The 20,808-nt window shown below is 35.8% G+C and carries 24 protein-coding genes; 16 read left to right on the forward strand and 8 right to left on the reverse strand.

Translation table 11 applies throughout. The features are described 5' to 3' along the window. The first annotated feature begins 132 nt into the window (after window positions 1–132). Window positions 133–1,473: an IS5 family transposase gene (locus tag VUJ46_RS17435; RefSeq protein ID WP_326981209.1), complete on the forward strand. Its 1,341-nt coding sequence runs from the start codon at window positions 133–135 to the stop codon at window positions 1,471–1,473. Window positions 1,474–1,650: 177 nt separating this feature from the next. Further along, window positions 1,651–1,929 carry a hypothetical protein gene (locus VUJ46_RS17440; protein ID WP_326981992.1) on the forward strand — a complete coding sequence of 93 codons (279 nt, stop codon included), beginning with the start codon at window positions 1,651–1,653 and terminating at the stop codon, window positions 1,927–1,929. 203 nt (window positions 1,930–2,132) lie between these two features. On the opposite strand, the gene VUJ46_RS17445 is transcribed toward VUJ46_RS17440, so the two are convergent. Then, window positions 2,133–2,393, reverse strand: a complete 261-nt coding sequence (locus tag VUJ46_RS17445; protein ID WP_326981993.1) for an XRE family transcriptional regulator — start codon at window positions 2,391–2,393, stop codon at window positions 2,133–2,135. A 189-nt stretch (window positions 2,394–2,582) separates the two neighbouring features. Here VUJ46_RS17445 and VUJ46_RS17450 point away from each other — a divergent pair, with 189 nt between their 5' ends. Together VUJ46_RS17450 and VUJ46_RS17455 are read left to right on the forward strand one after the other, a co-directional pair. Further along, window positions 2,583–3,077: a hypothetical protein gene (locus VUJ46_RS17450; RefSeq protein WP_326981994.1), complete on the forward strand. Its 495-nt coding sequence runs from the start codon at window positions 2,583–2,585 to the stop codon at window positions 3,075–3,077. 649 nt (window positions 3,078–3,726) lie between these two features. Next, on the forward strand, window positions 3,727–4,269 hold the full coding sequence (locus VUJ46_RS17455) for a hypothetical protein (RefSeq protein WP_326981995.1): 543 nt from the start codon (window positions 3,727–3,729) through the stop codon (window positions 4,267–4,269). Between the two features lie 134 nt (window positions 4,270–4,403). On the opposite strand, the gene VUJ46_RS17460 is transcribed toward VUJ46_RS17455, so the two are convergent. The 7 genes from VUJ46_RS17460 to VUJ46_RS17490 form a co-directional block, all read right to left on the reverse strand. After that, window positions 4,404–7,124 carry a hypothetical protein gene (locus VUJ46_RS17460; protein WP_326981996.1) on the reverse strand — a complete coding sequence of 907 codons (2,721 nt, stop codon included), beginning with the start codon at window positions 7,122–7,124 and terminating at the stop codon, window positions 4,404–4,406. Window positions 7,125–7,319: 195 nt separating this feature from the next. Further along, the gene (locus VUJ46_RS17465) at window positions 7,320–8,303 is read right to left on the reverse strand and encodes a hypothetical protein (protein ID WP_442784958.1); all 984 of its coding nucleotides are present in this window, start codon (window positions 8,301–8,303) and stop codon (window positions 7,320–7,322) included. Further along, a complete protein-coding gene (locus VUJ46_RS17470; protein WP_267405744.1) occupies window positions 8,303–8,725 on the reverse strand; it encodes a hypothetical protein in 423 nt (140 codons plus the stop codon). The genes VUJ46_RS17465 and VUJ46_RS17470 overlap by 1 nt, the downstream gene beginning before the upstream one ends. Window positions 8,726–8,989: 264 nt before the next feature. Then, a complete protein-coding gene (locus tag VUJ46_RS17475) occupies window positions 8,990–10,330 on the reverse strand; it encodes an IS5 family transposase (protein WP_326981209.1) in 1,341 nt (446 codons plus the stop codon). 295 nt (window positions 10,331–10,625) lie between these two features. Beyond that, on the reverse strand, window positions 10,626–11,360 hold the full coding sequence (locus tag VUJ46_RS17480; RefSeq protein WP_326981998.1) for an MIP/aquaporin family protein: 735 nt from the start codon (window positions 11,358–11,360) through the stop codon (window positions 10,626–10,628). Window positions 11,361–11,383: 23 nt separating this feature from the next. After that, window positions 11,384–12,880 carry a glycerol kinase GlpK gene (glpK, locus tag VUJ46_RS17485; protein ID WP_326981999.1) on the reverse strand — a complete coding sequence of 499 codons (1,497 nt, stop codon included), beginning with the start codon at window positions 12,878–12,880 and terminating at the stop codon, window positions 11,384–11,386. A gap of 10 nt (window positions 12,881–12,890) precedes the next feature. Then, window positions 12,891–14,489: a glycerol-3-phosphate dehydrogenase/oxidase gene (locus VUJ46_RS17490; RefSeq protein WP_326982000.1), complete on the reverse strand. Its 1,599-nt coding sequence runs from the start codon at window positions 14,487–14,489 to the stop codon at window positions 12,891–12,893. A 115-nt stretch (window positions 14,490–14,604) separates the two neighbouring features. Here VUJ46_RS17490 and VUJ46_RS17495 point away from each other — a divergent pair, with 115 nt between their 5' ends. The 12 genes from VUJ46_RS17495 to rplN all read left to right on the forward strand — a co-directional run bounded on the left by VUJ46_RS17495 (window position 14,605) and on the right by rplN (window position 20,803). After that, a complete protein-coding gene (locus VUJ46_RS17495) occupies window positions 14,605–15,369 on the forward strand; it encodes a DeoR/GlpR family DNA-binding transcription regulator (protein ID WP_326982001.1) in 765 nt (254 codons plus the stop codon). A 251-nt stretch (window positions 15,370–15,620) separates the two neighbouring features. After that, window positions 15,621–16,244, forward strand: coding sequence for a 50S ribosomal protein L3 (rplC, locus tag VUJ46_RS17500; RefSeq protein ID WP_326982002.1), 624 nt, complete (start codon window positions 15,621–15,623; stop codon window positions 16,242–16,244). After that, window positions 16,235–16,864 carry a 50S ribosomal protein L4 gene (rplD, locus tag VUJ46_RS17505; protein ID WP_039364048.1) on the forward strand — a complete coding sequence of 210 codons (630 nt, stop codon included), beginning with the start codon at window positions 16,235–16,237 and terminating at the stop codon, window positions 16,862–16,864. The genes rplC and rplD overlap by 10 nt, the downstream gene beginning before the upstream one ends. A gap of 3 nt (window positions 16,865–16,867) precedes the next feature. Then, window positions 16,868–17,158: a 50S ribosomal protein L23 gene (gene rplW / locus VUJ46_RS17510; protein ID WP_042720941.1), complete on the forward strand. Its 291-nt coding sequence runs from the start codon at window positions 16,868–16,870 to the stop codon at window positions 17,156–17,158. Between the two features lie 22 nt (window positions 17,159–17,180). Further along, window positions 17,181–18,002 (forward strand): 50S ribosomal protein L2, encoded by an 822-nt coding sequence (rplB, locus tag VUJ46_RS17515; RefSeq protein WP_047422407.1) that lies wholly within the window; start codon window positions 17,181–17,183, stop codon window positions 18,000–18,002. Between the two features lie 2 nt (window positions 18,003–18,004). Beyond that, window positions 18,005–18,283, forward strand: a complete 279-nt coding sequence (rpsS, locus tag VUJ46_RS17520; RefSeq protein WP_034678015.1) for a 30S ribosomal protein S19 — start codon at window positions 18,005–18,007, stop codon at window positions 18,281–18,283. A 2-nt stretch (window positions 18,284–18,285) separates the two neighbouring features. Further along, entirely contained in the window at window positions 18,286–18,684 is a 399-nt protein-coding gene (rplV, locus tag VUJ46_RS17525; RefSeq protein ID WP_326982003.1) for a 50S ribosomal protein L22, read from the forward strand. Window positions 18,685–18,691: 7 nt separating this feature from the next. Continuing rightward, window positions 18,692–19,444, forward strand: coding sequence for a 30S ribosomal protein S3 (rpsC, locus tag VUJ46_RS17530; protein ID WP_326982004.1), 753 nt, complete (start codon window positions 18,692–18,694; stop codon window positions 19,442–19,444). Window positions 19,445–19,541: 97 nt separating this feature from the next. Beyond that, window positions 19,542–19,967, forward strand: coding sequence for a 50S ribosomal protein L16 (gene rplP, locus VUJ46_RS17535; protein ID WP_042720939.1), 426 nt, complete (start codon window positions 19,542–19,544; stop codon window positions 19,965–19,967). Between the two features lie 12 nt (window positions 19,968–19,979). After that, window positions 19,980–20,165: a 50S ribosomal protein L29 gene (gene rpmC / locus VUJ46_RS17540; RefSeq protein ID WP_002983223.1), complete on the forward strand. Its 186-nt coding sequence runs from the start codon at window positions 19,980–19,982 to the stop codon at window positions 20,163–20,165. Window positions 20,166–20,177: 12 nt separating this feature from the next. Then, entirely contained in the window at window positions 20,178–20,432 is a 255-nt protein-coding gene (rpsQ, locus tag VUJ46_RS17545) for a 30S ribosomal protein S17 (protein ID WP_034678021.1), read from the forward strand. Between the two features lie 2 nt (window positions 20,433–20,434). Continuing rightward, on the forward strand, window positions 20,435–20,803 hold the full coding sequence (rplN, locus tag VUJ46_RS17550) for a 50S ribosomal protein L14 (protein WP_007839504.1): 369 nt from the start codon (window positions 20,435–20,437) through the stop codon (window positions 20,801–20,803). Window positions 20,804–20,808 lie beyond the last annotated feature (5 nt).

Raw genomic sequence — 20,808 nt, forward strand, 5'->3', positions numbered from 1 at the left:
AAAAGTATACTTAGTCATTCCTTAAAAACCAAGTAATATTTTGATTATCAGTTTTTATGCACTTATATTTCGTAAAAAATCGTTGTAAAAAATTGCAATAAATTGTATTTTTAGGATATAAAAAGTGGCAAAATGTTAGGCAAAATAAGAGAGGATTTACAGCAGAATTTATTCAAGACCAGGCTTACGGAGCTTATTAATATGGAGCATCCGGTGGTAAAATTAGCTGGGGAGATTTCCTGGGATAAAATGGAGTCAGAGTTTGAGAAATTATTTTCAGAAAACGGAAGACCTTCTATTGCTATCCGTAAAATAGCAGGAATGCTTTTGCTCAAGGAAATGTTTAAAGAAAGTGATGAAAGTGTAATAGAGAGATGGATTGAGAATGCGTATTGGCAATATTTTACCGGAGAAACCTTTTTCCAGACAGAGCAGCCTTTCGATCCGAGCAATTTTGTACACTTCAGAAAAAGAATTGGAGATAAGGGTTTGGAATTTCTTTTGGGACAAAGCGTTTCTCTCCATCCCAAAGCCAAAACAGAAGATGAAGTTCAGGTAGATACGACGGTTCAGGAGAAGAACATTACCTTTCCTACCGATGCCAAATTAGCAAAAAAAGTAATCGACAATTGTAGAAAAATAGCAGAAAAAGAGAGCGTTGTACAAAGACAAAGCTACAGAAGAGTGAGCAAACAATTATTGCGGGACGCTTTTTTTGGACATCATCCCAGAAGACAGAAGAAGGCAAAAATGGCGAGGAAAAAGCTCAGGACGATTGGTAAAAGAGTTCTTCGGGAATTGGAAAGAAAACTTCCTAAAGATGTTTTGAAAGGCTACGAAGACGTTTTTAAAATTTACCTTAAAGCACTCACCCAAGAACGTACCACGAAAGATAAAATTTACAGTCTTCACGAGCCACAAGTTGCGTGTATTGCGAAAGGAAAATCGGGAAAAGCATACGAGTTTGGGACAAAAGTAGCAGTAGTAAGAGGTCGGAAAACAGGGATCATCAGCTCGGTAAAGAGATTTTCTGGCAATCCTCACGATAGTAAAACTCTTGAAGAATCATTGGCACAGAGTGAGAGGGTAAGAAAATCCGTTGGCGGAACAAGACCTACGAAAGCCACTACAGACAGAGGATTTAAAGGAATCAAAGAAGTGGAAGGAACAGCAATTTTGCTTCCCGCAAAAAAAGAAAAAACAAAATATGGGCAACAAGTAGCCAGATTAAGATTCCGGGCAAGAGCAGCCATAGAACCTTGTATCTCTCATTTAAAAAGAAACCACTCCTTAGGATTAAACTTCCTGAAAGGAGTGGCTGGAGATATTAATAATGCATTATTAGCAGGGATTGGATACAATTTGAAGATGAGATTGAATCAAATCAAACAACAAATTCTTCTTTGGCTCGAACTTGTTCTCCGAATCTTTTTAGGCAAATATAATTTTCAAAGTCAAAAAACAGCTTTTTAAGGAGCGACTACTTAAAATCACCAAAAAATTGGATATGGCACCATCACGTAGATGATGTTATAATGCATGGTACCTAAACCACAGCATACAGTTGGTAGTTCATTTTGGAGCACAATGCACCCTGGAAACAAAGGTGGTTTTGCTATTTGGGGAAAATAAAATTTTAAAATAAAAATTATGAATTTAATTGATTTAATAAATCAGATTGATAATATTGACGAGGATTCAATAATTTTTTTAAAAAATATGAATGATTATAAATCTGATTTAATTCTTTCATATCCTGAAGATGGAGATAATGGAATTAAAATAGAAAATGGTGATAAATATTTTTATCTACTTGAAGTGTTTTTAGCAAAAGAATTTATTGCTGACTGGATAAATAGTTTGAACTATGCACCATCATTAGAAGATATTGCCAAAAGACTTTATGAGTATGGACTGAATGATGCGTAATTCGGTAATATCTCTGCATATTGGTAATAAAATATAATAAATGAATTTAGTAAATTTTATCGATTATTTAATCGATCCAGAAAAATTGAATTTTCTGTATACCGATTTAAAGGTTAACATTGATTCAGAAGCCCCGCTCCCGCACGATTGTATCGTGTGGCAGATAAAAGAAAACCCATCGCAATTGCGATGGGTTTTTTGTGTTATAAAGCAGCTGCGTTTTTAGCAAAAAAATCTTTAAATTTTTTATTGGTGAGCATTTTTTCCACGAGCCGGAAAATGGTTTGCTTGTCTTCGTCTTCGAGCTGTTGTATCAGCCGAATCTGTTCGAGTTCCGTTTTATCTTCCAAAACTACTTCTTTGGGAATAGAGCCATCGTAATTAATAATCTGGTCTGTGTTCATATCAAAAAGCTGCCCCCCGCTGCCGCACGAATCCTTTCGTGTGGCATTTTTATTATCCAATAATTTCTTAAAAGTTTTTATCTTTATAAAAATATAATGATGAGTCCTCATTATAAGTTCTACGACCCTGGGGTATATTTCATAAGTTTTGCTAAATATTTAAAAAGATTTTGGTTATTAAACCACACGATGCAATCGTGCGGCAGCGAGGGTGATGATAGAAGACCTTATAGAAGAAAATAATAATATATGGAGTTACTTAATATAAAAATTAGCCGTTATACAGATTTAATTAGTGCTGTAAAATTGTTTGAAAATAATAATATACTTGTAGTACTTTTAAATCCTGTAGATTATGTACTGGATGGCATATGTTTCATTAATAAAAAATATGTGAAGTATATTGACTGTGAAAAAGATAACGAATTGAAAATTAAAGTATTTACACATAAAATTAAGTCTTTTAAGATTAATTCTACTTATAAATCTTTAGAAACAATAAAAGACGTTACAAATTATTTTTCTGAAAATAACTCAAAACTTATTGAGCTTGGCTTAGATAGTTCTGATTATTCAATAATCGGTAATGTTCAAAAAAATAATGAAAAGTTTTTCTTGATCAATATGTTGGGTGTCAAAGGTAAATATTTAAATGAGGAAAAAATTGAATATGATAAAGTTAGATTATTAACCATTGAAAGTGATTATTTAAATTCTTTAGAATACTACTTAGCTATTCCTTAAGATAAACCCGATGTCGCGGATTTGCAATCCGTGACTGATAAATAACAAAGCCACTCAATGAGTGGCTTTTATTATTTTACATCTTGTAGGACATTAGAGAGCGCATCTTTGAGTTTTCTTTTACCGATAAAAGCCCCGCTGCCGCACGAATCCTTTCGTGTGGCATTTTTATTATCCAATAATTTTTTAAAAGTTTTTATCTTTATAAAAATATAATGATGAGTCCTCATTATAAGTTCTAGAATCCTCAGGGTATATTTCATAAGTTTTGCTAAATATTTTAAAAAATTATGGTTATTAAACCACACGATGCAATCGTGCGGCAGCGAGGGAAGGCCTCTTTGCAAAAAATGGAAAAAGTAGAAGATTTACATCTGAAGAAAGAAGTATTATGAATGAGCAAGGATATACCCCCGCTGCCTCACGAATCCTTTCGTGTGGCATTTTTATTATCCAATAATTTCTTAAAAGTTTTTATCTTTATAAAAATATAATGATGAGTCCTCATTATAAGTTCTACAATCCTGGGGGTATATTTCATAAGTTTTGCTAAATATTTTAAAAGATTTTGGTTATTAAACCACACGATGCAATCGTGCGGCAGCGGGGGGAGAGAACACCTTTTATTAATACCTAAAAGATAACAAGTATGAAAAGCAAGCAAATTTTGTTTTTTGCAACAAAAGAAGATATTGAACCTATAATGAAGATAATTGAATACAATCATTCAATAAGATATTATGAGATGGGTTTATTTGATGAGAGGGAAAGTAGTACCTATAATTCTGTACTTGAAATTTTAAATTTTGGTACTCCAAAAAATAGTGATTGGAATAAGGATTTAAGATTAATGGCAATGCCTAAAGGTATTCCATTAGTTACCAGAACAGTTCCACAAGTAAAAGGCGGTGTTAAATATGCTATTGATCCATCACAGAATCAAACCAGCATTTGCTTCCAGTTTGGAGGGATTTATAATGAAGGAATTCTGCTTGCAGGTTCTTGTGGTACTGCGTTTATAAATGATTTTTCTTTAGAAGTATTTAAAGATTTTTCGTCACATATAAAGAAAGAATTCAAAAAAATAGACAATTTTTACGTTGGGGAAAAGGCAGAAGAAAAATTAAAGGAGGGATGGAGATTAGTTACCAATGAAAAACTATCAAAAGAATATGATTTAGTTTTTGAATGATTGATTATAGATAAATAATAATCCCCCGCTGGCGCGAGCGTCTCACTCGTGGCTTCAAATAGAAAAACAGGCTGTCTATAAAAAGACAGCCTGATTTGTATAAATATTTTTTATTTTGAAAATAAAACAATCTACTACTTCATAAAATACTCAAAATAAATACAGCTACCCATCAGCCCTTTTGCTGTTTCAGTATCCGAATACTGATTCTTTAAAATAGCAAAATACGTTTTGTATTTTTCATGTTTGGTGGTTGTCATTTGCAGATCGTGAGCGGCATTTTTCTCGGACCATTTTGGATCAGAATAATCAATATTAGCCGGATTTTTTGCTTCATACTGATAATACTTTCCTTGCTCGGCGCTGGCCATCTGGAATAATATTCTTGCTTTTTCTTCTTTATTGTTAGACGTGTTAAGAGCTTTTTGATAATAATTAATCGACAGGTCAAAATTATCAGGCTCAATATACGTAGTGTCCAAAAAGTTTTTATAGTAATATTGGTAAGGATTTTTGCGATCAGTTGTCCAGAAATCATACTTTCCACCATTGCTGTTGTCAACATCCATCACGAAAACCTGTCGGTAATACCCTAAAACAGAAGTATTATACAAAACATTTCCGATGAGCTGATTGGCTTTGGCCGACTTTTCATCCTTTCCGTTTCCGATTTGTTTAAGTTGAAGAAGAGCATTTGCAAGTTCCAGTTTATTCATATTGGGTTTAATGAAAGGGAAGGGGCTGTAATCTTCCGCTTTCATACTTTGGTCTTGCGGACTTTCAAAACTTTCCCAGGTATTGTGTCCGAAGATCAGATTTGAAATATTGTGGAAACCGTCATAATTTTTGCCGTCATAAACAAGTTTTTCATAATTTCCGGTTAGTGGATTATAGCGCTCATAGTTTTCTCTCGGAATTCCGGCGAAGGTCTGCGCTTTTTCATAATACGATTTCGCTTTGGCAAAGTCGGCCGTTCTCATCGCTCTGTCACCATAGATCACACTGAAAAACGCATCCATATTCCCCACATTATCCATATTTTTAGAAATGATCTGTTGTTCAAACTGAGTCTTATTCGGTTTTCTGTAAAATTCTTCAACACTTTTTACCAAGCTGGAGTTCGGGTTATACTGAAGATCCGACAGCTTATTATTCATCAGGTAAGATTTTCCGTCTTCACCTTGCAGGAAATAACGGTTGGCCAAAACATCTTTTAAGAAATCTGCAGTTGACGGCGCCGTTCCATATTCATCATATTGATTTGTGCTGTCTTTTTTTACCGGTTTTTCCACAAAATATTCAGCATAATCTTTCATCAAATGATCTTCATATTTTGCATCAATTTTAGGCTGAGAAACAATATCATTCAACACTTTCATTCTTTTAATTTCTTCAAGATATTCCGGATTGGTGGTTTTAATATCTTCTAAAATCTCAGTGCTTGCTTTATAGTCTTTTTTCAAAAACATGAGGTAAGCATCGGCGATCTGCCAGTATTCATCCTTTGATTTTTCTTTTGTTTTAGAAGCAAATTTTTGCAAATCATCCAAAAAGTCTTTTTGTTGATCATTTTCAGACCAGTAATACGAATTATTCTTAGAATATACAGGAATTCTATTCGGGTTATCCAGCAATTCATCATCACTTTGATCAGCTTTATTTCCTGTTTCACCTTTCGATTTTGAACCTCCAAAAAGATTTTTAAAGAACCTTACAATCTTTTGCCAGAAAGATAATTCCTCCTTTTTAGGTTCAGCAGTTTCAGTATTTGTTTTATCTGAATTGTTTTGTGTAGAATTTTTAACCGCAGTTCCATTTTCAGCTGAAGCATAATAATAGGTCGGAAGATAGCTTCTTTCAATTTCATTAATGCTCCTTGCTGCCATTACTTTCAGGATTTCCGAATCAGGGTTAATGTCATACATTTTTTCCATCAAAGGAATCGGATTGGTAAAATCCTGATAGCCTAAAAGAAAATACGCCATATTTTTTTCGTCGTTCGTATTCGCTCTTTTTAAAATATTATTAAATGAAGCGGTATCCGACAGCTGCATCGAAACAAAGGCAGACTCTTTACGGCTTTTACTGTCTTTGAAAACCTGAAAAAAGTTCCAGTTGGCTTCACTGTTCATATCCATCCCGCGTTGTGCGCCGGCAAGCTGATCGAGTGCCATAATATAAGGGGCGCCTTTCAGTTTGATAGGAGCGACATAGGTTTTAAAAGCCTGAGCTGCGGCATCGTAATTTCGGGTATAATGATTAAAACGCACGAGCTGGAAACCGTAACGTTGCTTAATTTCCGGATTTTTGGCAGCGTTATAAAGTGACGTTAATGCAGCAATCGTTTTATTGTAATCAAGATTTGTAGCATTTACATCTTTCTGATCTTCGCGGTAATAAAATGAATCCGAACTTTCAATATAATTGATTTTCATATAAGGCTCCAGATATTTTGCCTCAATCAGATAATCAATTCCTTCTGTATATTTTGTGTAGAAACCCGTTCCCAGTTTTTTTAGCAATTGGTTGTTTGGATTTCCTTTTTTTAATTCATTTAAATCATTCATGCTCATTTTATTCACCAAAAACAACGTTTCGGAGTAACTGAGCTGATTGTTAAAGTATTTTTTCCACGCTTCAATATTCTCATCCGGGATTTGAGCCAGAAGCGAAGGACTGTAGTCGGTATAAAATCTTGTGGAATAGCTGTGTAAAAACGGCAAATAAGATTTATCTTTTATAATGGACTGTGTGAAAAGATTGAAATAATCATAATCAGGATCAGCCCATGCACAGGCATCAGATTTTGTGTAAAAAAGTGATAGTACGGCAAATGAAAGTAGGTACTTTTTCATATTAGCTGTGGTGTTTTTAATTTTTTAAATGAATGTAATTTACCCTCAATTAATTTTGAAACCTTCGTCAGTTCGAGTGTTTTTCGTAGCAAAGCGAAGAAAAATGTATCGAGAACTCTTGATAATTTCTCAATACAGCTTTTCAAAACCTATTCGATGCAACGATGATTTTCTAAAATCAATTATATTATAAATTTAGATTAAATTAAAATTTTGGTTGATAACAAATTTACTATCTAATTGATAATAAATGATATTGTATTGTGGAATTTTTTTGTCAAGGAAATGAATAACGTCCAGAAGCTGTTGATCGGAAATCTCTTCAATCTTAATTTTAAAACCTTTATTCAGAAAATTACCGAAATAAAATCCGTCTTTCTGAATTTCAATTTCATTCTCCGATATTTTTCTGAAGTCAGGATTATCCAGATCTTTTTGCGATAACGCATTAATTAATCTGTGTTTTCCCAGATGATTCGTCACAATTCCCCATGAATAAATGGGAAGTGCCACTTCAATTTTTTTAATCGGATATTCTTCGAGTTTTGAAAGATAACTTTTCAGAATATTAACATCCAGAATAGAATTTTTATCCGAATTTTCAAGCGGCGAAGAAGTAGAGTAGCACATCAGAAAAACTTTCGCAACAGGCGGGATTCCGGTTTGTGCCTTATCTTTTACCTGATGAAGCCGAAGCGTACAGGTAATTTCTTTTCCCGAGATTCTTTTTAGTTCTTTTAAAAAAGTGAAGTAATCATCCCGAGTTCCGGCTGTCCAGTCACAATCGATCTGAATTTCATTATTTGTTTTTAAATGATATTCAGCTGTTTTTTTCTGAATCAATTGATGAACTTTTTCCGCCAAAAATGGGATGTTTTCTTTTTTGATATACAGAAAAGTTCGGTTGGTAATGAAAACCGTGGGCGCAATTTGCTTATCGGTTTCAAAACTTTTATCTTTTGTAATGACTCCAATGGGCTGAAACTTTCCATCTACTTTATCAACATCGAAAAAACGAGTGTATAAAATAGGATCGCCGGCTTTTTTGAGAATGTCTTTTTCGGTTTTATCTAAAGCCAGTTTCGTTTTCCAGTAATAAAAGGTATAGGGATGATGGTCTCTTTTTCCACACGAAATGAAAGATAAGAAGATCAGAAGAAGAAATGGTCTTATATGCATCATGGTTTGAACAGTTCGCTTTCACAAGAACATTTCGTGTCAGGATCTGTGCTTTCTGCTACCGAACAGCAATCTGACGTTTTCTGAATATTTCCGTTTTTATCGGTTAAATAAATTTTATCTTTTTCAAGTTTAAGATTAAAAGTTTCATTGAACTTTTTAAAATGGACGGTCATTACTTTAGGATTGTATTTCCCTACATTAATGTCTTCCGCTGTTTCAGTTCCGTCTGCCTGATTCACCTGAACGTATCCGAAATGTACATCTCCGTTTTTCTTGATGTCTACATAGTAGGCGGGAGTTCCACTTCCGCTGAAGCCTTCAACAATATCATAAAATCTTTTCCCGACAAACGGTACTTTCGACTGTGCAAAAGATAAGAAGCCGATGCATAGAATCAATAAACAAAAAAGCTTTTTCATAATTAAAATTTTTTTCAAAAGTAAAAATATCTCAGCAAAAAGTAAACCGTAAAATTACGGTGATTAATGAGTTTTTGTGATTTGATGAAAAATTTGAATTTAATTTTGATTTAGGGAGAATTGTTGTTTGTTGGTTAATCGCAAAGTCGCAAAGATTTTTTTAATGGTGAATGTTTTTAAGGCACAAGGATTTTATCGCAGATAAAATTTAATTCTGCTGATAAAAGATTGAAATTGAGAATATTTATATTAATTAGTCGCTCCTTAAAAAGCTGTTTTTTGACTTTGAAAATTATATTTGCCTAAAAAGATTCGGAGAACAAGTTCGAGCCAAAGAAGAATTTGTTGTTTGATTTGATTCAATCTCATCTTCAAATTGTATCCAATCCCTGCTAATAATGCATTATTAATATCTCCAGCCACTCCTTTCAGGAAGTTTAATCCTAAGGAGTGGTTTCTTTTTAAATGAGAGATACAAGGTTCTATGGCTGCTCTTGCCCGGAATCTTAATCTGGCTACTTGTTGCCCATATTTTGTTTTTTCTTTTTTTGCGGGAAGCAAAATTGCTGTTCCTTCCACTTCTTTGATTCCTTTAAATCCTCTGTCTGTAGTGGCTTTCGTAGGTCTTGTTCCGCCAACGGATTTTCTTACCCTCTCACTCTGTGCCAATGATTCTTCAAGAGTTTTACTATCGTGAGGATTGCCAGAAAATCTCTTTACCGAGCTGATGATCCCTGTTTTCCGACCTCTTACTACTGCTACTTTTGTCCCAAACTCGTATGCTTTTCCCGATTTTCCTTTCGCAATACACGCAACTTGTGGCTCGTGAAGACTGTAAATTTTATCTTTCGTGGTACGTTCTTGGGTGAGTGCTTTAAGGTAAATTTTAAAAACGTCTTCGTAGCCTTTCAAAACATCTTTAGGAAGTTTTCTTTCCAATTCCCGAAGAACTCTTTTACCAATCGTCCTGAGCTTTTTCCTCGCCATTTTTGCCTTCTTCTGTCTTCTGGGATGATGTCCAAAAAAAGCGTCCCGCAATAATTGTTTGCTCACTCTTCTGTAGCTTTGTCTTTGTACAACGCTCTCTTTTTCTGCTATTTTTCTACAATTGTCGATTACTTTTTTTGCTAATTTGGCATCGGTAGGAAAGGTAATGTTCTTCTCCTGAACCGTCGTATCTACCTGAACTTCATCTTCTGTTTTGGCTTTGGGATGGAGAGAAACGCTTTGTCCCAAAAGAAATTCCAAACCCTTATCTCCAATTCTTTTTCTGAAGTGTACAAAATTGCTCGGATCGAAAGGCTGCTCTGTCTGGAAAAAGGTTTCTCCGGTAAAATATTGCCAATACGCATTCTCAATCCATCTCTCTATTACACTTTCATCACTTTCTTTAAACATTTCCTTGAGCAAAAGCATTCCTGCTATTTTACGGATAGCAATAGAAGGTCTTCCGTTTTCTGAAAATAATTTCTCAAACTCTGACTCCATTTTATCCCAGGAAATCTCCCCAGCTAATTTTACCACCGGATGCTCCATATTAATAAGCTCCGTAAGCCTGGTCTTGAATAAATTCTGCTGTAAATCCTCTCTTATTTTGCCTAACATTTTGCCACTTTTTATATCCTAAAAATACAATTTATTGCAATTTTTTACAACGATTTTTTACGAAATATAAGTGCATAAAACTGATAATCAAAATATTACTTGGTTTTTAAGGAATGACTAATTACTATGACGCTCACCTTAATTTTTCTAAACTTCTTAACAGTATCTTAATGGTTTAAAATATTGGAATTATTTTAGTCATACTTCATACTGTTTATTGGTGAAAATATTCATGTAATTTGTGTTTAAATAAGAAAGCCATCCGAAATAGGATGGCTCTTTCATATCGTTTTTACTAAAAGTTTAAACTTAAATGTAATAATGCGGCAAGGGCGGCTCCGATAACAGGCCCCAAAACGGGAATCCATGCATAGCCCCAGTCACTGCTTCCTTTTACTGGAAGAAGGGCATGCATAATTCTTGGTCCCAGATCACGAGCCGGATTAATTGCATATCCGGTGGTTCCGCCTAAAGACAGTCCGATGGCCCAGACCAATAGAGTTACCGGCAATGCGCCTACAGTTCCCAAACCTATTTTCGCTTCCGATGCATCGTTTACATAAATGCTGGCATCCACAAAATTGAAGATGACAAATACCAACACGAAAGTTCCGATGATTTCACTGATTAAATTTGATAAAGGTTTTCTTATAGCCGGACCTGTGCTGAAACAAGCGAGTTTAGCGCCTTCATCTTCTGTAATTTCAAAATGATCTTTATTAAAAAGCCATACAAGAAAAGCACCCAACATTGCCCCGATCATTTCTCCAGCAATATACGTTGGAACGAGATCCCACGAAAATTTTCCTGCGAAGGCTAATCCTAATGTTACAGCGGGATTCAAATGTGCACCACTCACCGGACCGGCAACGGTTACGCCGACAAAAACGGCTAGCGCCCAGGCGGTCGTAATTACAATCCAGCCGGAATTATTTCCTTTCGTACCTTTTAAAACTACGTTGGCCACCACGCCGTTTCCTAATAAGATCATCAGCATGGTTCCGATAAGTTCTGCTATAAATGTAGTCATATCTTAGTTTTTATAAGGTGAAATTAATCTTCAATCCAGCTTTGAGAACGTTGCACGGCCTTGTTCCATGTCGTTACCATTTTCTCTACTTTTTCCTGTGCGAGCTCTGGATGAAAATCTTTATCAACAATCCATTGCGACTGGATTTCGTCAATGCTTTTCCAGTAACCGACCGCCAATCCTGCAAGATAAGCAGCTCCTAAGGCCGTTGTTTCTAATGTTTTTGGTCTTGTGATTTTAAATCCAAATAAATCGGATTGAATCTGCATTAATAAATTACTCGCCGAAGCACCGCCATCCACTCTCAATTCTAAACTTTCTCTTCCAGAATCTGCTTCCATTGCTTTCACAATATCATACACCTGAAAAGCAATACCTTCTAAAGTGGCTCTTGCGATATGTCCGTTGGTTGTTCCGCGGGTAACGCCCACAATGGTTCCTCGGGCATACTGATCCCAGTAAGGAGCGCCCAATCCCGTTAATGCAGGAACAAAATAAACGCCGCCATTATCTTCCACTGATTTTGCAAGATCATTGATTTCTTCTGCAGATCTGATGAGTTTTAAACCATCTCTCAACCACTGAATTGCTGCGCCACCGACGAAAACACTGCCTTCCAAGGCATAATTTACTTCTCCATTAATTTTCCAGGCAACAGTTGTTAGCAGATTGTTTTTGGATAAAACAGCTTCAGTTCCGGTATTCATTAAAAGGAAACATCCGGTTCCGTAAGTATTTTTTACCATTCCCGGTTTTGTACACATTTGCCCGAATAAAGCGGCCTGCTGATCTCCCGCAATTCCCGCAATAGGAATTTTGGTTGAAAATAGAGTAGTAGCCGTTTCACCATATACTTCGCTGCTTTGTTTTACGGTAGGCAATATATTTTTAGGAATATTAAATAAGCTTAAAAGTTCTTCATCCCATTCTAAAGTATGAATATTTAAAAGCATTGTTCTGCTTGCATTAGAAACATCGGTGATGAACATTTTTCCGCGGGTAAGTTTCCAGATCAGCCAGGTATCGACAGTTCCGAAACACAGTTTTCCGGCTTCGGCTTTTTCTCTTGCTCCTTCTACATTATCTAAAATCCATTTCAGTTTTGTGGCAGAAAAATAAGCATCCAATACAAGACCTGTTTTTTCTTTAATGATTTCTGTATGTCCCTGTTCTTTTAGTTCGTCGCAATATTTAGAGGTTCTTCTGTCTTGCCAAACGATCGCATTATAAATCGGTTCGCCCGTTTCTCTATCCCAGACAACAGTGGTTTCACGCTGATTGGTAATGCCGATGGCAGCAACTTCCAGACCTGAGATTCCGGCTTTGGCAATAATTTCTGCCGCTACGGATATCTGAGATGACCATATTTCATTCGGATCGTGTTCTACCCAGCCGGGTTTAGGAAATATTTGTTCAAAATTCTTTTGGGAAATGTATTTTATTTGCCCGTTGTGATTGAAGAGGATGGCTCGGGACGATGTAGTCCCCTGATCTAAAGCCAGAATTAATTTCTCTTTCATAAGTGTTCATTTATTTAGAATGATTTGTTTTTGGAGAATAAGGAATCAGTAAATAGCCTTTTGCCAATTCTATAAATTCATTCGTTTGTTCGTTGATCCATTCTTGGGAATGTCCGTTTTCTTTTGCGATAATTGAAGCGATTTTTTCTGCACTGTCGATAGCAGCTCTCGCGTCTAAAAATAATAATCTTACGCGTCTCGCCAAAATATCTTCGACGGTTTCTGCCATTTCGTTTCTTACTGCCCAAACAGCTTCCGCAATCGTGAAAGGATGTTCAGGATGTATTTTTTCTGCAAATTCTGAATTGCTTTGCTGTAATTTTTTAATTTCAGGAATATCCGAACCGTATACATATAAATGATGGGTTCTGTCTACGGTCTCAGGTTTCACATTTCCATGAATCGAAAGGTTTTCGGTTTTTGAAGTAGTAATTCCTAGTTTATGAACTTTCATTGCTTCGTCCACAGTATCTTCTGCCATTTTTCGGTAAGTGGTCCATTTTCCGCCGATAATTGAGATTAATCCGGTTTCAGAAGTAATCACTTTATGACTTCGGGAAACTTCTTTGGTACTTTTTGCACCATCTTTGGGAGCGGCTAACGGTCGAAGCCCTGCAAAAACCGATTTTACATCTTCTCGGGTTGGTTTTTTTGCTAAATATTGTCTAGCAGTGTTTAAAACAAATGTAATTTCATCTTCTAAGGCTCTCGGTTCAAAACTTTCATTTTCCAAAAGCGTATCCGTGGTTCCCACTAAAGCTCTGTCGTGCCAAGGAACGACAAATAAAACTCTTCCGTCCGAAGTTTTCGGAATCATAATCGCGTCATCGCTTTTTAAGAAAGATTTATCCAAAACCAAATGAATTCCCTGACTTGGCACCACAAGTTTTCCATGTTTTGGGTTATTCATATTTAATATGTCATTGGTGAAAACTCCGGTCGCGTTGATCACGACTTTCGCTTTAATTTCAAATTGCTGTTTCGAGAATTGATCTTCAGCAATTACACCTGTGATCTTTCCGGAATCGTTTTTAATTAAATTAATAACCTTTACATAATTAACCGCAGTTCCGCCTTTTTCAATAATTGTTTGAGTTAAATTAATGGCTAGGCGGGCATCATCAAACTGTCCGTCCTGATAAACAACACCGCTGGCCAGATCTTTTTGCTCGATGGTTGGCAGTTTTTCAACTGTTTTTGCTTTGCTGATGTATTTCGTTCTGCCTAAGCTTAATTTCCCTGCAAGAAAATCATAGATCGAAAGTCCTATTTTATAATAAATTCCGCCCCACCAAGTGTAATTCGGAATGATAAAAGACTGATTTTTTACGACATGCGCTGCATTCTTAGCCAATAAGCCTCTTTCCTTTAATGCTTCCTTAACCAGCCCAATATCGCCCTGCGCTAAATATCTTACCCCGCCGTGGACAAGCTTGGTGCTTCGGCTGGAAGTAGCTTTGGCAAAATCATGAGATTCGAGTAATAACGTTCTAAAACCTCTGCTGGTAGCGTCTAATGCCGAACCTAAACCACTGGCGCCCCCGCCAATAATTATGAAGTCCCATTCTTTTACCGTGCTGAGTTTGCTGAGTTCCAGGCTTCGTTTCATAATGTTTCGTTGTGTTTCGTTTTCAAATGTATAAATTTAAAATGAAATCAAAAAGAAATTAAATGAAATTTTTAATATGAAAAAAAAGTAATATTTTTGAAGAAATTAATTTCACATGGAAAAGTTACTGTCTAGACATCATGATATTTTAAAAGAAATCGAAAAGAAAGATCATGTTCTTGTTCAGGATTTGTGTGAAAAGTTTAATGTTTCTTCGGTGACGATCCGGAAAGACTTAAATTATCTTGAAAGTCTGGGACTGCTTTTTCGAAATCATGGCGGGGCGAGCAAGCATATTCGTTATGCATACGAAAAAAATGTGGATGAAAAGGAAAGCATCAATGTAGAAGCGAAGCAGCGAATTGCAAAGGCAGCTTTGTCTTTAATTCAGGAAAACGACTGTATTATTCTGGCTTCCGGAACAACAATGCATTATTTGGCGAGAATGCTGGTGAACTTCGGACCGCTGACTGTGCTTACTTCTTCTTTACGCGTGGCGATCGAACTTTGTAATAATCCTAACATTAATATAATACAGTTAGGTGGGGAGGTGAGAAAAAGCTCGACTTCTATTGTGGGTTCTATTTCTGAGGGAATTCTAAAGCAGTTTTCTTGTAATAAAGTATTTCTCGGCGTGGATGGAATTGATATGGACTTTGGGATCAGTACTTCGAACGCGGCAGAGGCTCATTTAAATCAATTAATGATCGAATGTTCTGACAAGGTTGTTATTCTTGCCGACTCTTCAAAACTGAATAAAAAGGGCTTCGGAAAAATTGCTTCTTTAGACAAAATAGATTACTTGATCACCGATCAGGAGATTTTAGAAGAAGATAAAAATAATCTTGAGGAAATTGGAGTGAGTGTAATTATTAAGTAAAAATCAACTCATTTTTAAATTATCTGTAATTCAAAAATATTTTCCCTGAAATTTCGCCCGAATTTTTCCAAAATCATCTAAATGATTAAAAATCAAAATATTTTGTTGTAAATATTTGTCAGTTAGAAAATTATTCATACATTTGCACACTCATTTTAGGGGCGTAGTATGCCTATATCAAAAGTAGAAATTGCTTCAGACTTCCGAAAAATGGGGATAAATAAAGGATAAATTTTATTATAACATAAACAATGTCAGGTATTATTGGTAAAAAAATCGGTATGACGTCTTTGTTTGACGAAGCTGGGAAAAATATTCCTTGTACAGTTATTCAAGCAGGTCCATGCTCGATTTTACAGGTCAGAACCTTAGAAGTTGACGGTTATTCTGCCGTTCAATTAGGTTTCGATGACAAGAGTGAGAAGAACGTTGGTAAAGCGTTAGCTGGTCATTTCAAAAAGGCTGGTTCTGCTCCTAAAGCTAAATTGGTTGAGTTCCACGACGGATTCGCTGATGCTAAAGTAGGAGAGGAAGTAAATGTTGAATTATTCATCGAAGGTGAATATGTAGACGTAACAGGTACTTCTAAAGGTAAAGGTTTCCAAGGTGTTGTGAAAAGACACGGATTTGGAGGTGTAATGCAGGCGACTCATGGTCAGCACAACAGACTTAGAGCTCCAGGTTCTATCGGTGCTGGATCAGACCCTTCAAGAGTATTCAAAGGGATGAGAATGGCTGGAAGAATGGGAGGTGAGCAGGTAACTGTTCAAAACCTTCAAGTATTAAAAGTGGATCAAGAACAAAATCTTTTAGTAGTAAAAGGTGCTGTTCCGGGAGCTAAAAATTCTTATGTAATTATCAGAAAATGGAACTAGTAGTATTAAATACATCAGGAAAAGAGACCGGAAGAAAAGTAACTCTAGACGAAACAGTATTCGGAATTGAGCCAAATCAGCACGCGGTTTACTTAGAAGTTAAACAGTACCTTGCTGCACAAAGACAAGGAACTCATAAAGCAAAAGAGAGAAGCGAAATTACTGCTTCTACGAAAAAACTTAAGAAGCAAAAAGGATCTGGATCTGCTAGATATGGTGATATTAAATCTCCAACTTTCAGAGGTGGGGGTAGAGTATTCGGGCCAAAACCTAGAGACTACAGATTCAAATTGAACAAAGCTCTTAAGAGATTAGCTAAAAAATCTGTTTTATCTCAGAAATTGAGAGATAACAGCATCAAAGTATTAGAGGCTTTCAATTTCGAAACTCCTAAAACTAAAGAGTTTATCAACATCAATAACGCTTTAGGATTCGAAGGTAAAAAATCTCTTTACATCTTAGATGAGGCAAACAAGAATGTTTATTTGTCTTCAAGAAACCTACCTAAGACTAAAGTTCTTACTTACAACGAAATTAGCTCTTATGACCTAATCAATGCAGGTGAGATCGTATTCTTAGAAGGTGCTATCGAGAAATTCCAAGAAAATTTAAAGAAATAAGTCATGTCTATTATTATTAAACCAGTTATCTCAGAAAAGGCTAATTACCTTACAGATTTAAGAGGTTCTTATTCTTTCTTAGTTGATACTAAGGCGAATAAAATCCAGATTAAAAAAGCTGTTGAAGCAGCTTACGGTGTAAAAGTAGCAGACGTTAACACAATGATTTATGCTCCGAAGGTTTCTTCAAAATACACTAAAAAAGGTCTTCAAGTAGGAAAGACAAACAAATTGAAAAAAGCGGTAATCAAACTTGCTGAAGGTGAGGTTATCGATATTTTTGCTGTAAATTAATTATTAATTATAAATAATAGTAATGTCTGTTAGAAAATTAAAACCTATCACCCCGGGACAGAGATTCAGAATTGTAAATAATTTTGAGGAAATTACTACCAACAAACCAGAGAAATCTCTAACAGTTGGTATTAAAAAGTCAGGTGGACGTAACCAAACTGGTAAAATGACCATGCGTTACACCGGCGGTGGACACAAAAAGAAATACAGAATTATTGACTTCAAAAGAAACAAAGCAAACGTTGAAGCAACTGTAAAATCTGTAGAATACGATCCAAACAGAACTGCATTTATCGCTTTATTAGAGTACGCAGACGGAGAGAAGAGATATATCATCGCTCCAAACGGTATCAAGGTGGATCAGAAAGTAATTTCTGGTGAAAGCGTAGAACCAAATGTAGGGAACGCAATGAAGTTGAAAAACATTCCTTTAGGTACAGTAATTTCTTGTGTTGAAATGAAGCCTGGTCAAGGTGCAATTTTAGCGAGAAGTGCTGGTTCTTCAGCTCAATTAACTTCAAGAGACGGAAAATATGCAATCATTAAATTGCCTTCAGGAGAATCTAGAATGATCCTTACTGAATGTTATGCAATGATTGGATCAGTTTCTAACTCTGACCACCAGTTAACTGTATCAGGTAAGGCTGGTAGAAGCAGATGGTTAGGTAGAAGACCAAGAACAAGAGCGGTAGTAATGAACCCAGTAGATCACCCAATGGGAGGTGGTGAAGGACGTTCTTCCGGAGGTCACCCAAGATCTAGAAACGGTAAACCGGCTAAAGGTTACAAAACTAGAAAGAAAAACAAAGTGTCTAACCGTTACATCGTATCTAAAAGAAAATAATTATGGCAAGATCACTTAAAAAAGGACCGTTCATTCATCATACTTTAGATAAGAAGGTTCAGGCAAATATAGAGGCTAATAAAAAAACAGTTATCAAAACTTGGTCTAGAGCATCAATGATTTCTCCAGACTTCGTAGGGCAAACTATTGCAGTACACAACGGGAAATCTTTTATCCCTGTTTATGTTACAGAAAACATGGTGGGTCACAAGTTAGGCGAATTTTCTCCAACAAGATCTTTCAGAGGTCATGGTGGTAACAAAAACAAAGGAAGCAGATAATCATGGGATCAAGAAAAAGAGAAAGTGCATTAGCACGTAAATTAACAAATCAAGATGTAGCGAAAGCGTTACACAATGATTGCCCGTCTTCTCCAAGAAAAATGAGATTAGTTGCTGATATCATCAGAGGAGTAGAAGTAGAAAAAGCTTTAAGCATTCTAAAATATTCTAAAAAAGATGCGGCAAACAAATTGGAGAAAGTTCTTCTTTCTGCAATGGCAAACTGGCAGACTAAAAACGAAGGTGCTGATATTGAAGAGGCAAACCTTATCGTAAAAGAAATTTTTGTAGACAGTGCAAGACAATTGAAGAGACTAAGACCAGCTCCACAAGGTAGAGGGTACAGAATCAGAAAAAGATCAAACCACATTACACTAATCTTAGGTACAAAAGCAAATTAATCAAGGTATGGGACAGAAGACAAATCCAATTGGTAACAGATTAGGTATCATCAGAGGATGGGATTCTAACTGGTTTGGTGGAAACGATTATGGAGACAGAATCGCTGAAGACTACAAAATCAGAAGATACCTTGAAGCAAGATTATCTAAAGGTGGGATTTCAAGAATTTATATTGAAAGAACATTAAAATTAGTAACAGTTACAATTACTACTGCTAGACCGGGACTTATCATCGGTAAGGGAGGTCAGGAAGTTGATAAATTGAAAGAAGAGTTGAAGAAATTGACTAAAAAGGATATTCAGATCAACATCTTCGAAATCAAAAGACCTGAGCTTGATGCAGTATTAGTTGCAGATAGCATTGCTAAGCAAATCGAAAACAGAATCTCTTACAGAAGAGCTGTGAAGATGGCTATTGCAGGTACAATGAGAATGGGTGCAGAAGGTATCAAAGTTCAGATCTCTGGTAGATTGAACGGTGCTGAAATGGCAAGATCAGAATCTTTCAAAGACGGAAGAATTCCTTTGTCTACTTTCAGAGCAGATATCGATTATCACATTGGTGAGGCACTTACTCAGTACGGAAAGCTAGGTGTAAAAGTTTGGATCATGAAAGGTGAAGTTTACGGAAAAAGAGAACTTTCTCCACTAGTGGGACAACAGAAAAAAGGAGGTCAGTCAGACAGAGGAAACAGAGGAGGAGACAGAGACAACAGAAGACCTAGAAAAAACAACAACAATAATAACAATAATAATTAAAAATTTTAGATAGAAATTTTGAATTTTAAATTACCGTTACTTTTTTAAAATAAAAAAAATCTAAAATCTAAAATCTAAAATCTAAAATTTAGAAATTATGTTACAACCAAAAAGAACCAAATTCCGTAGAGTTCATAAGATGAAAATGAAGGGGAATGCCCAAAGAGGTAGTCAACTTGCTTATGGAACTTTCGGGATTAAGGCGACAGAAGGTGCTTGGATCACTGCAAGACAAATTGAAGCTGCTCGTATCGCTGCGACAAGATATATGAAGAGAGAAGGTCAACTATGGATCAAAATCTTCCCGGATAAGCCAATTACTAAAAAGCCAGCGGAAGTACGTATGGGTAAAGGTAAAGGTGCTGTGGAATATTGGGTAGCTGTAGTAAAACCAGGTAAAATTATGTTCGAAATTGGAGGTGTTCCTTACGAGATCGCTAAGGAAGCTTTAAGACTTGCGGCACAAAAATTACCAGTAGTTACTAAATTCATCGTTGCTAACGATTTTGTTAAACCTCTTTAATCTTTGAATACAATGAAAAAAGCTGATATTAAAAATTTAAGCGCGGGTGATATTCAAGCTCAATTAACTGAAGCAAAAGCTCAATATTCTAAATTGAAATTGGCTCACGCAATCAGTCCAATTGAAAACCCGATTCAAATCAAAGATTTGAGAAAAACAATCGCTAGACTAAATACTGAGTTAACTAACAAACAATAATTTCATTTTACAATGGATAGAAATTTAAGAAAAGAAAGAATCGGAGTGGTTTCCAGTAATAAAATGGAAAAAACTATTGTTGTTAGCGAAACTACAAGAGTAAAGCACCCGATGTACGGTAAATTCGTTTTGAAAACGAAAAAATATACTGCACATGACGAGAACAACGAGTGCAACGAAGGAGATACAGTTTTAATTTCTGAAACTAGACCTTTGAGCAAGAGCAAGAGATGGAGATTAGTAAGAATCATTGAAAAAGCTAAGTAATAATGTTACAAACAGAATCAAGATTAAAAGTTGCTGATAACACAGGTGCTAAAGAAGTACTAGTTATTAGAGTTCTGGGAGGAACCAGAAGAAGATATGCTTCAGTTGGTGATAAAATCGTTGTTACTATCAAGGATTCTACACCATCAGGAAACGCTAAAAAAGGTCAGGTATCTAAAGCTGTAGTAGTAAGAACTAAAAAAGCAGTGAGAAGAAAAGATGGTTCATACATCAAATTCGAAGACAATGCTTGTGTATTACTAAATGCAGCGGGAGAAATGAGAGGAACACGTGTTTTCGGACCCGTTGCTCGTGAGTTGAGAGACAAAGAATATATGAAAATCATTTCATTAGCTCCTGAAGTACTTTAATATTT

The organism is Chryseobacterium sp. MYb264 (assembly GCF_035974275.1).
Taxonomy (GTDB): Bacteria; Bacteroidota; Bacteroidia; order Flavobacteriales; family Weeksellaceae; genus Chryseobacterium.

Excerpts from the sequence above, each read along its gene's own strand:
- rplP (WP_042720939.1), top strand. The coding sequence starts at position 19,542 with ATGTTACAACCAAAAAGAACCAAATTCCGTAGAGTTCATAAGATGAAA.
- rpmC (WP_002983223.1), top strand. The coding sequence starts at position 19,980 with ATGAAAAAAGCTGATATTAAAAATTTAAGCGCGGGTGATATTCAAGCT.
- rpsC (WP_326982004.1), top strand. The coding sequence starts at position 18,692 with ATGGGACAGAAGACAAATCCAATTGGTAACAGATTAGGTATCATCAGA.
- VUJ46_RS17435 (WP_326981209.1), top strand. The coding sequence starts at position 133 with ATGTTAGGCAAAATAAGAGAGGATTTACAGCAGAATTTATTCAAGACC.
- VUJ46_RS17450 (WP_326981994.1), top strand. The coding sequence starts at position 2,583 with ATGGAGTTACTTAATATAAAAATTAGCCGTTATACAGATTTAATTAGT.
- VUJ46_RS17480 (WP_326981998.1), bottom strand. The coding sequence starts at position 11,360 with ATGACTACATTTATAGCAGAACTTATCGGAACCATGCTGATGATCTTA.
- VUJ46_RS17460 (WP_326981996.1), bottom strand. The coding sequence starts at position 7,124 with ATGAAAAAGTACCTACTTTCATTTGCCGTACTATCACTTTTTTACACA.
- VUJ46_RS17440 (WP_326981992.1), top strand. The coding sequence starts at position 1,651 with ATGAATTTAATTGATTTAATAAATCAGATTGATAATATTGACGAGGAT.
- VUJ46_RS17475 (WP_326981209.1), bottom strand. The coding sequence starts at position 10,330 with ATGTTAGGCAAAATAAGAGAGGATTTACAGCAGAATTTATTCAAGACC.
- rplD (WP_039364048.1), top strand. The coding sequence starts at position 16,235 with ATGGAACTAGTAGTATTAAATACATCAGGAAAAGAGACCGGAAGAAAA.
- VUJ46_RS17455 (WP_326981995.1), top strand. The coding sequence starts at position 3,727 with ATGAAAAGCAAGCAAATTTTGTTTTTTGCAACAAAAGAAGATATTGAA.
- rplV (WP_326982003.1), top strand. The coding sequence starts at position 18,286 with ATGGGATCAAGAAAAAGAGAAAGTGCATTAGCACGTAAATTAACAAAT.
- rplB (WP_047422407.1), top strand. The coding sequence starts at position 17,181 with ATGTCTGTTAGAAAATTAAAACCTATCACCCCGGGACAGAGATTCAGA.
- VUJ46_RS17495 (WP_326982001.1), top strand. The coding sequence starts at position 14,605 with ATGGAAAAGTTACTGTCTAGACATCATGATATTTTAAAAGAAATCGAA.
- rpsQ (WP_034678021.1), top strand. The coding sequence starts at position 20,178 with ATGGATAGAAATTTAAGAAAAGAAAGAATCGGAGTGGTTTCCAGTAAT.
- glpK (WP_326981999.1), bottom strand. The coding sequence starts at position 12,880 with ATGAAAGAGAAATTAATTCTGGCTTTAGATCAGGGGACTACATCGTCC.
- VUJ46_RS17465 (WP_442784958.1), bottom strand. The coding sequence starts at position 8,303 with ATGCATATAAGACCATTTCTTCTTCTGATCTTCTTATCTTTCATTTCG.
- rplC (WP_326982002.1), top strand. The coding sequence starts at position 15,621 with ATGTCAGGTATTATTGGTAAAAAAATCGGTATGACGTCTTTGTTTGAC.
- rpsS (WP_034678015.1), top strand. The coding sequence starts at position 18,005 with ATGGCAAGATCACTTAAAAAAGGACCGTTCATTCATCATACTTTAGAT.
- VUJ46_RS17490 (WP_326982000.1), bottom strand. The coding sequence starts at position 14,489 with ATGAAACGAAGCCTGGAACTCAGCAAACTCAGCACGGTAAAAGAATGG.
- VUJ46_RS17470 (WP_267405744.1), bottom strand. The coding sequence starts at position 8,725 with ATGAAAAAGCTTTTTTGTTTATTGATTCTATGCATCGGCTTCTTATCT.
- rplW (WP_042720941.1), top strand. The coding sequence starts at position 16,868 with ATGTCTATTATTATTAAACCAGTTATCTCAGAAAAGGCTAATTACCTT.
- rplN (WP_007839504.1), top strand. The coding sequence starts at position 20,435 with ATGTTACAAACAGAATCAAGATTAAAAGTTGCTGATAACACAGGTGCT.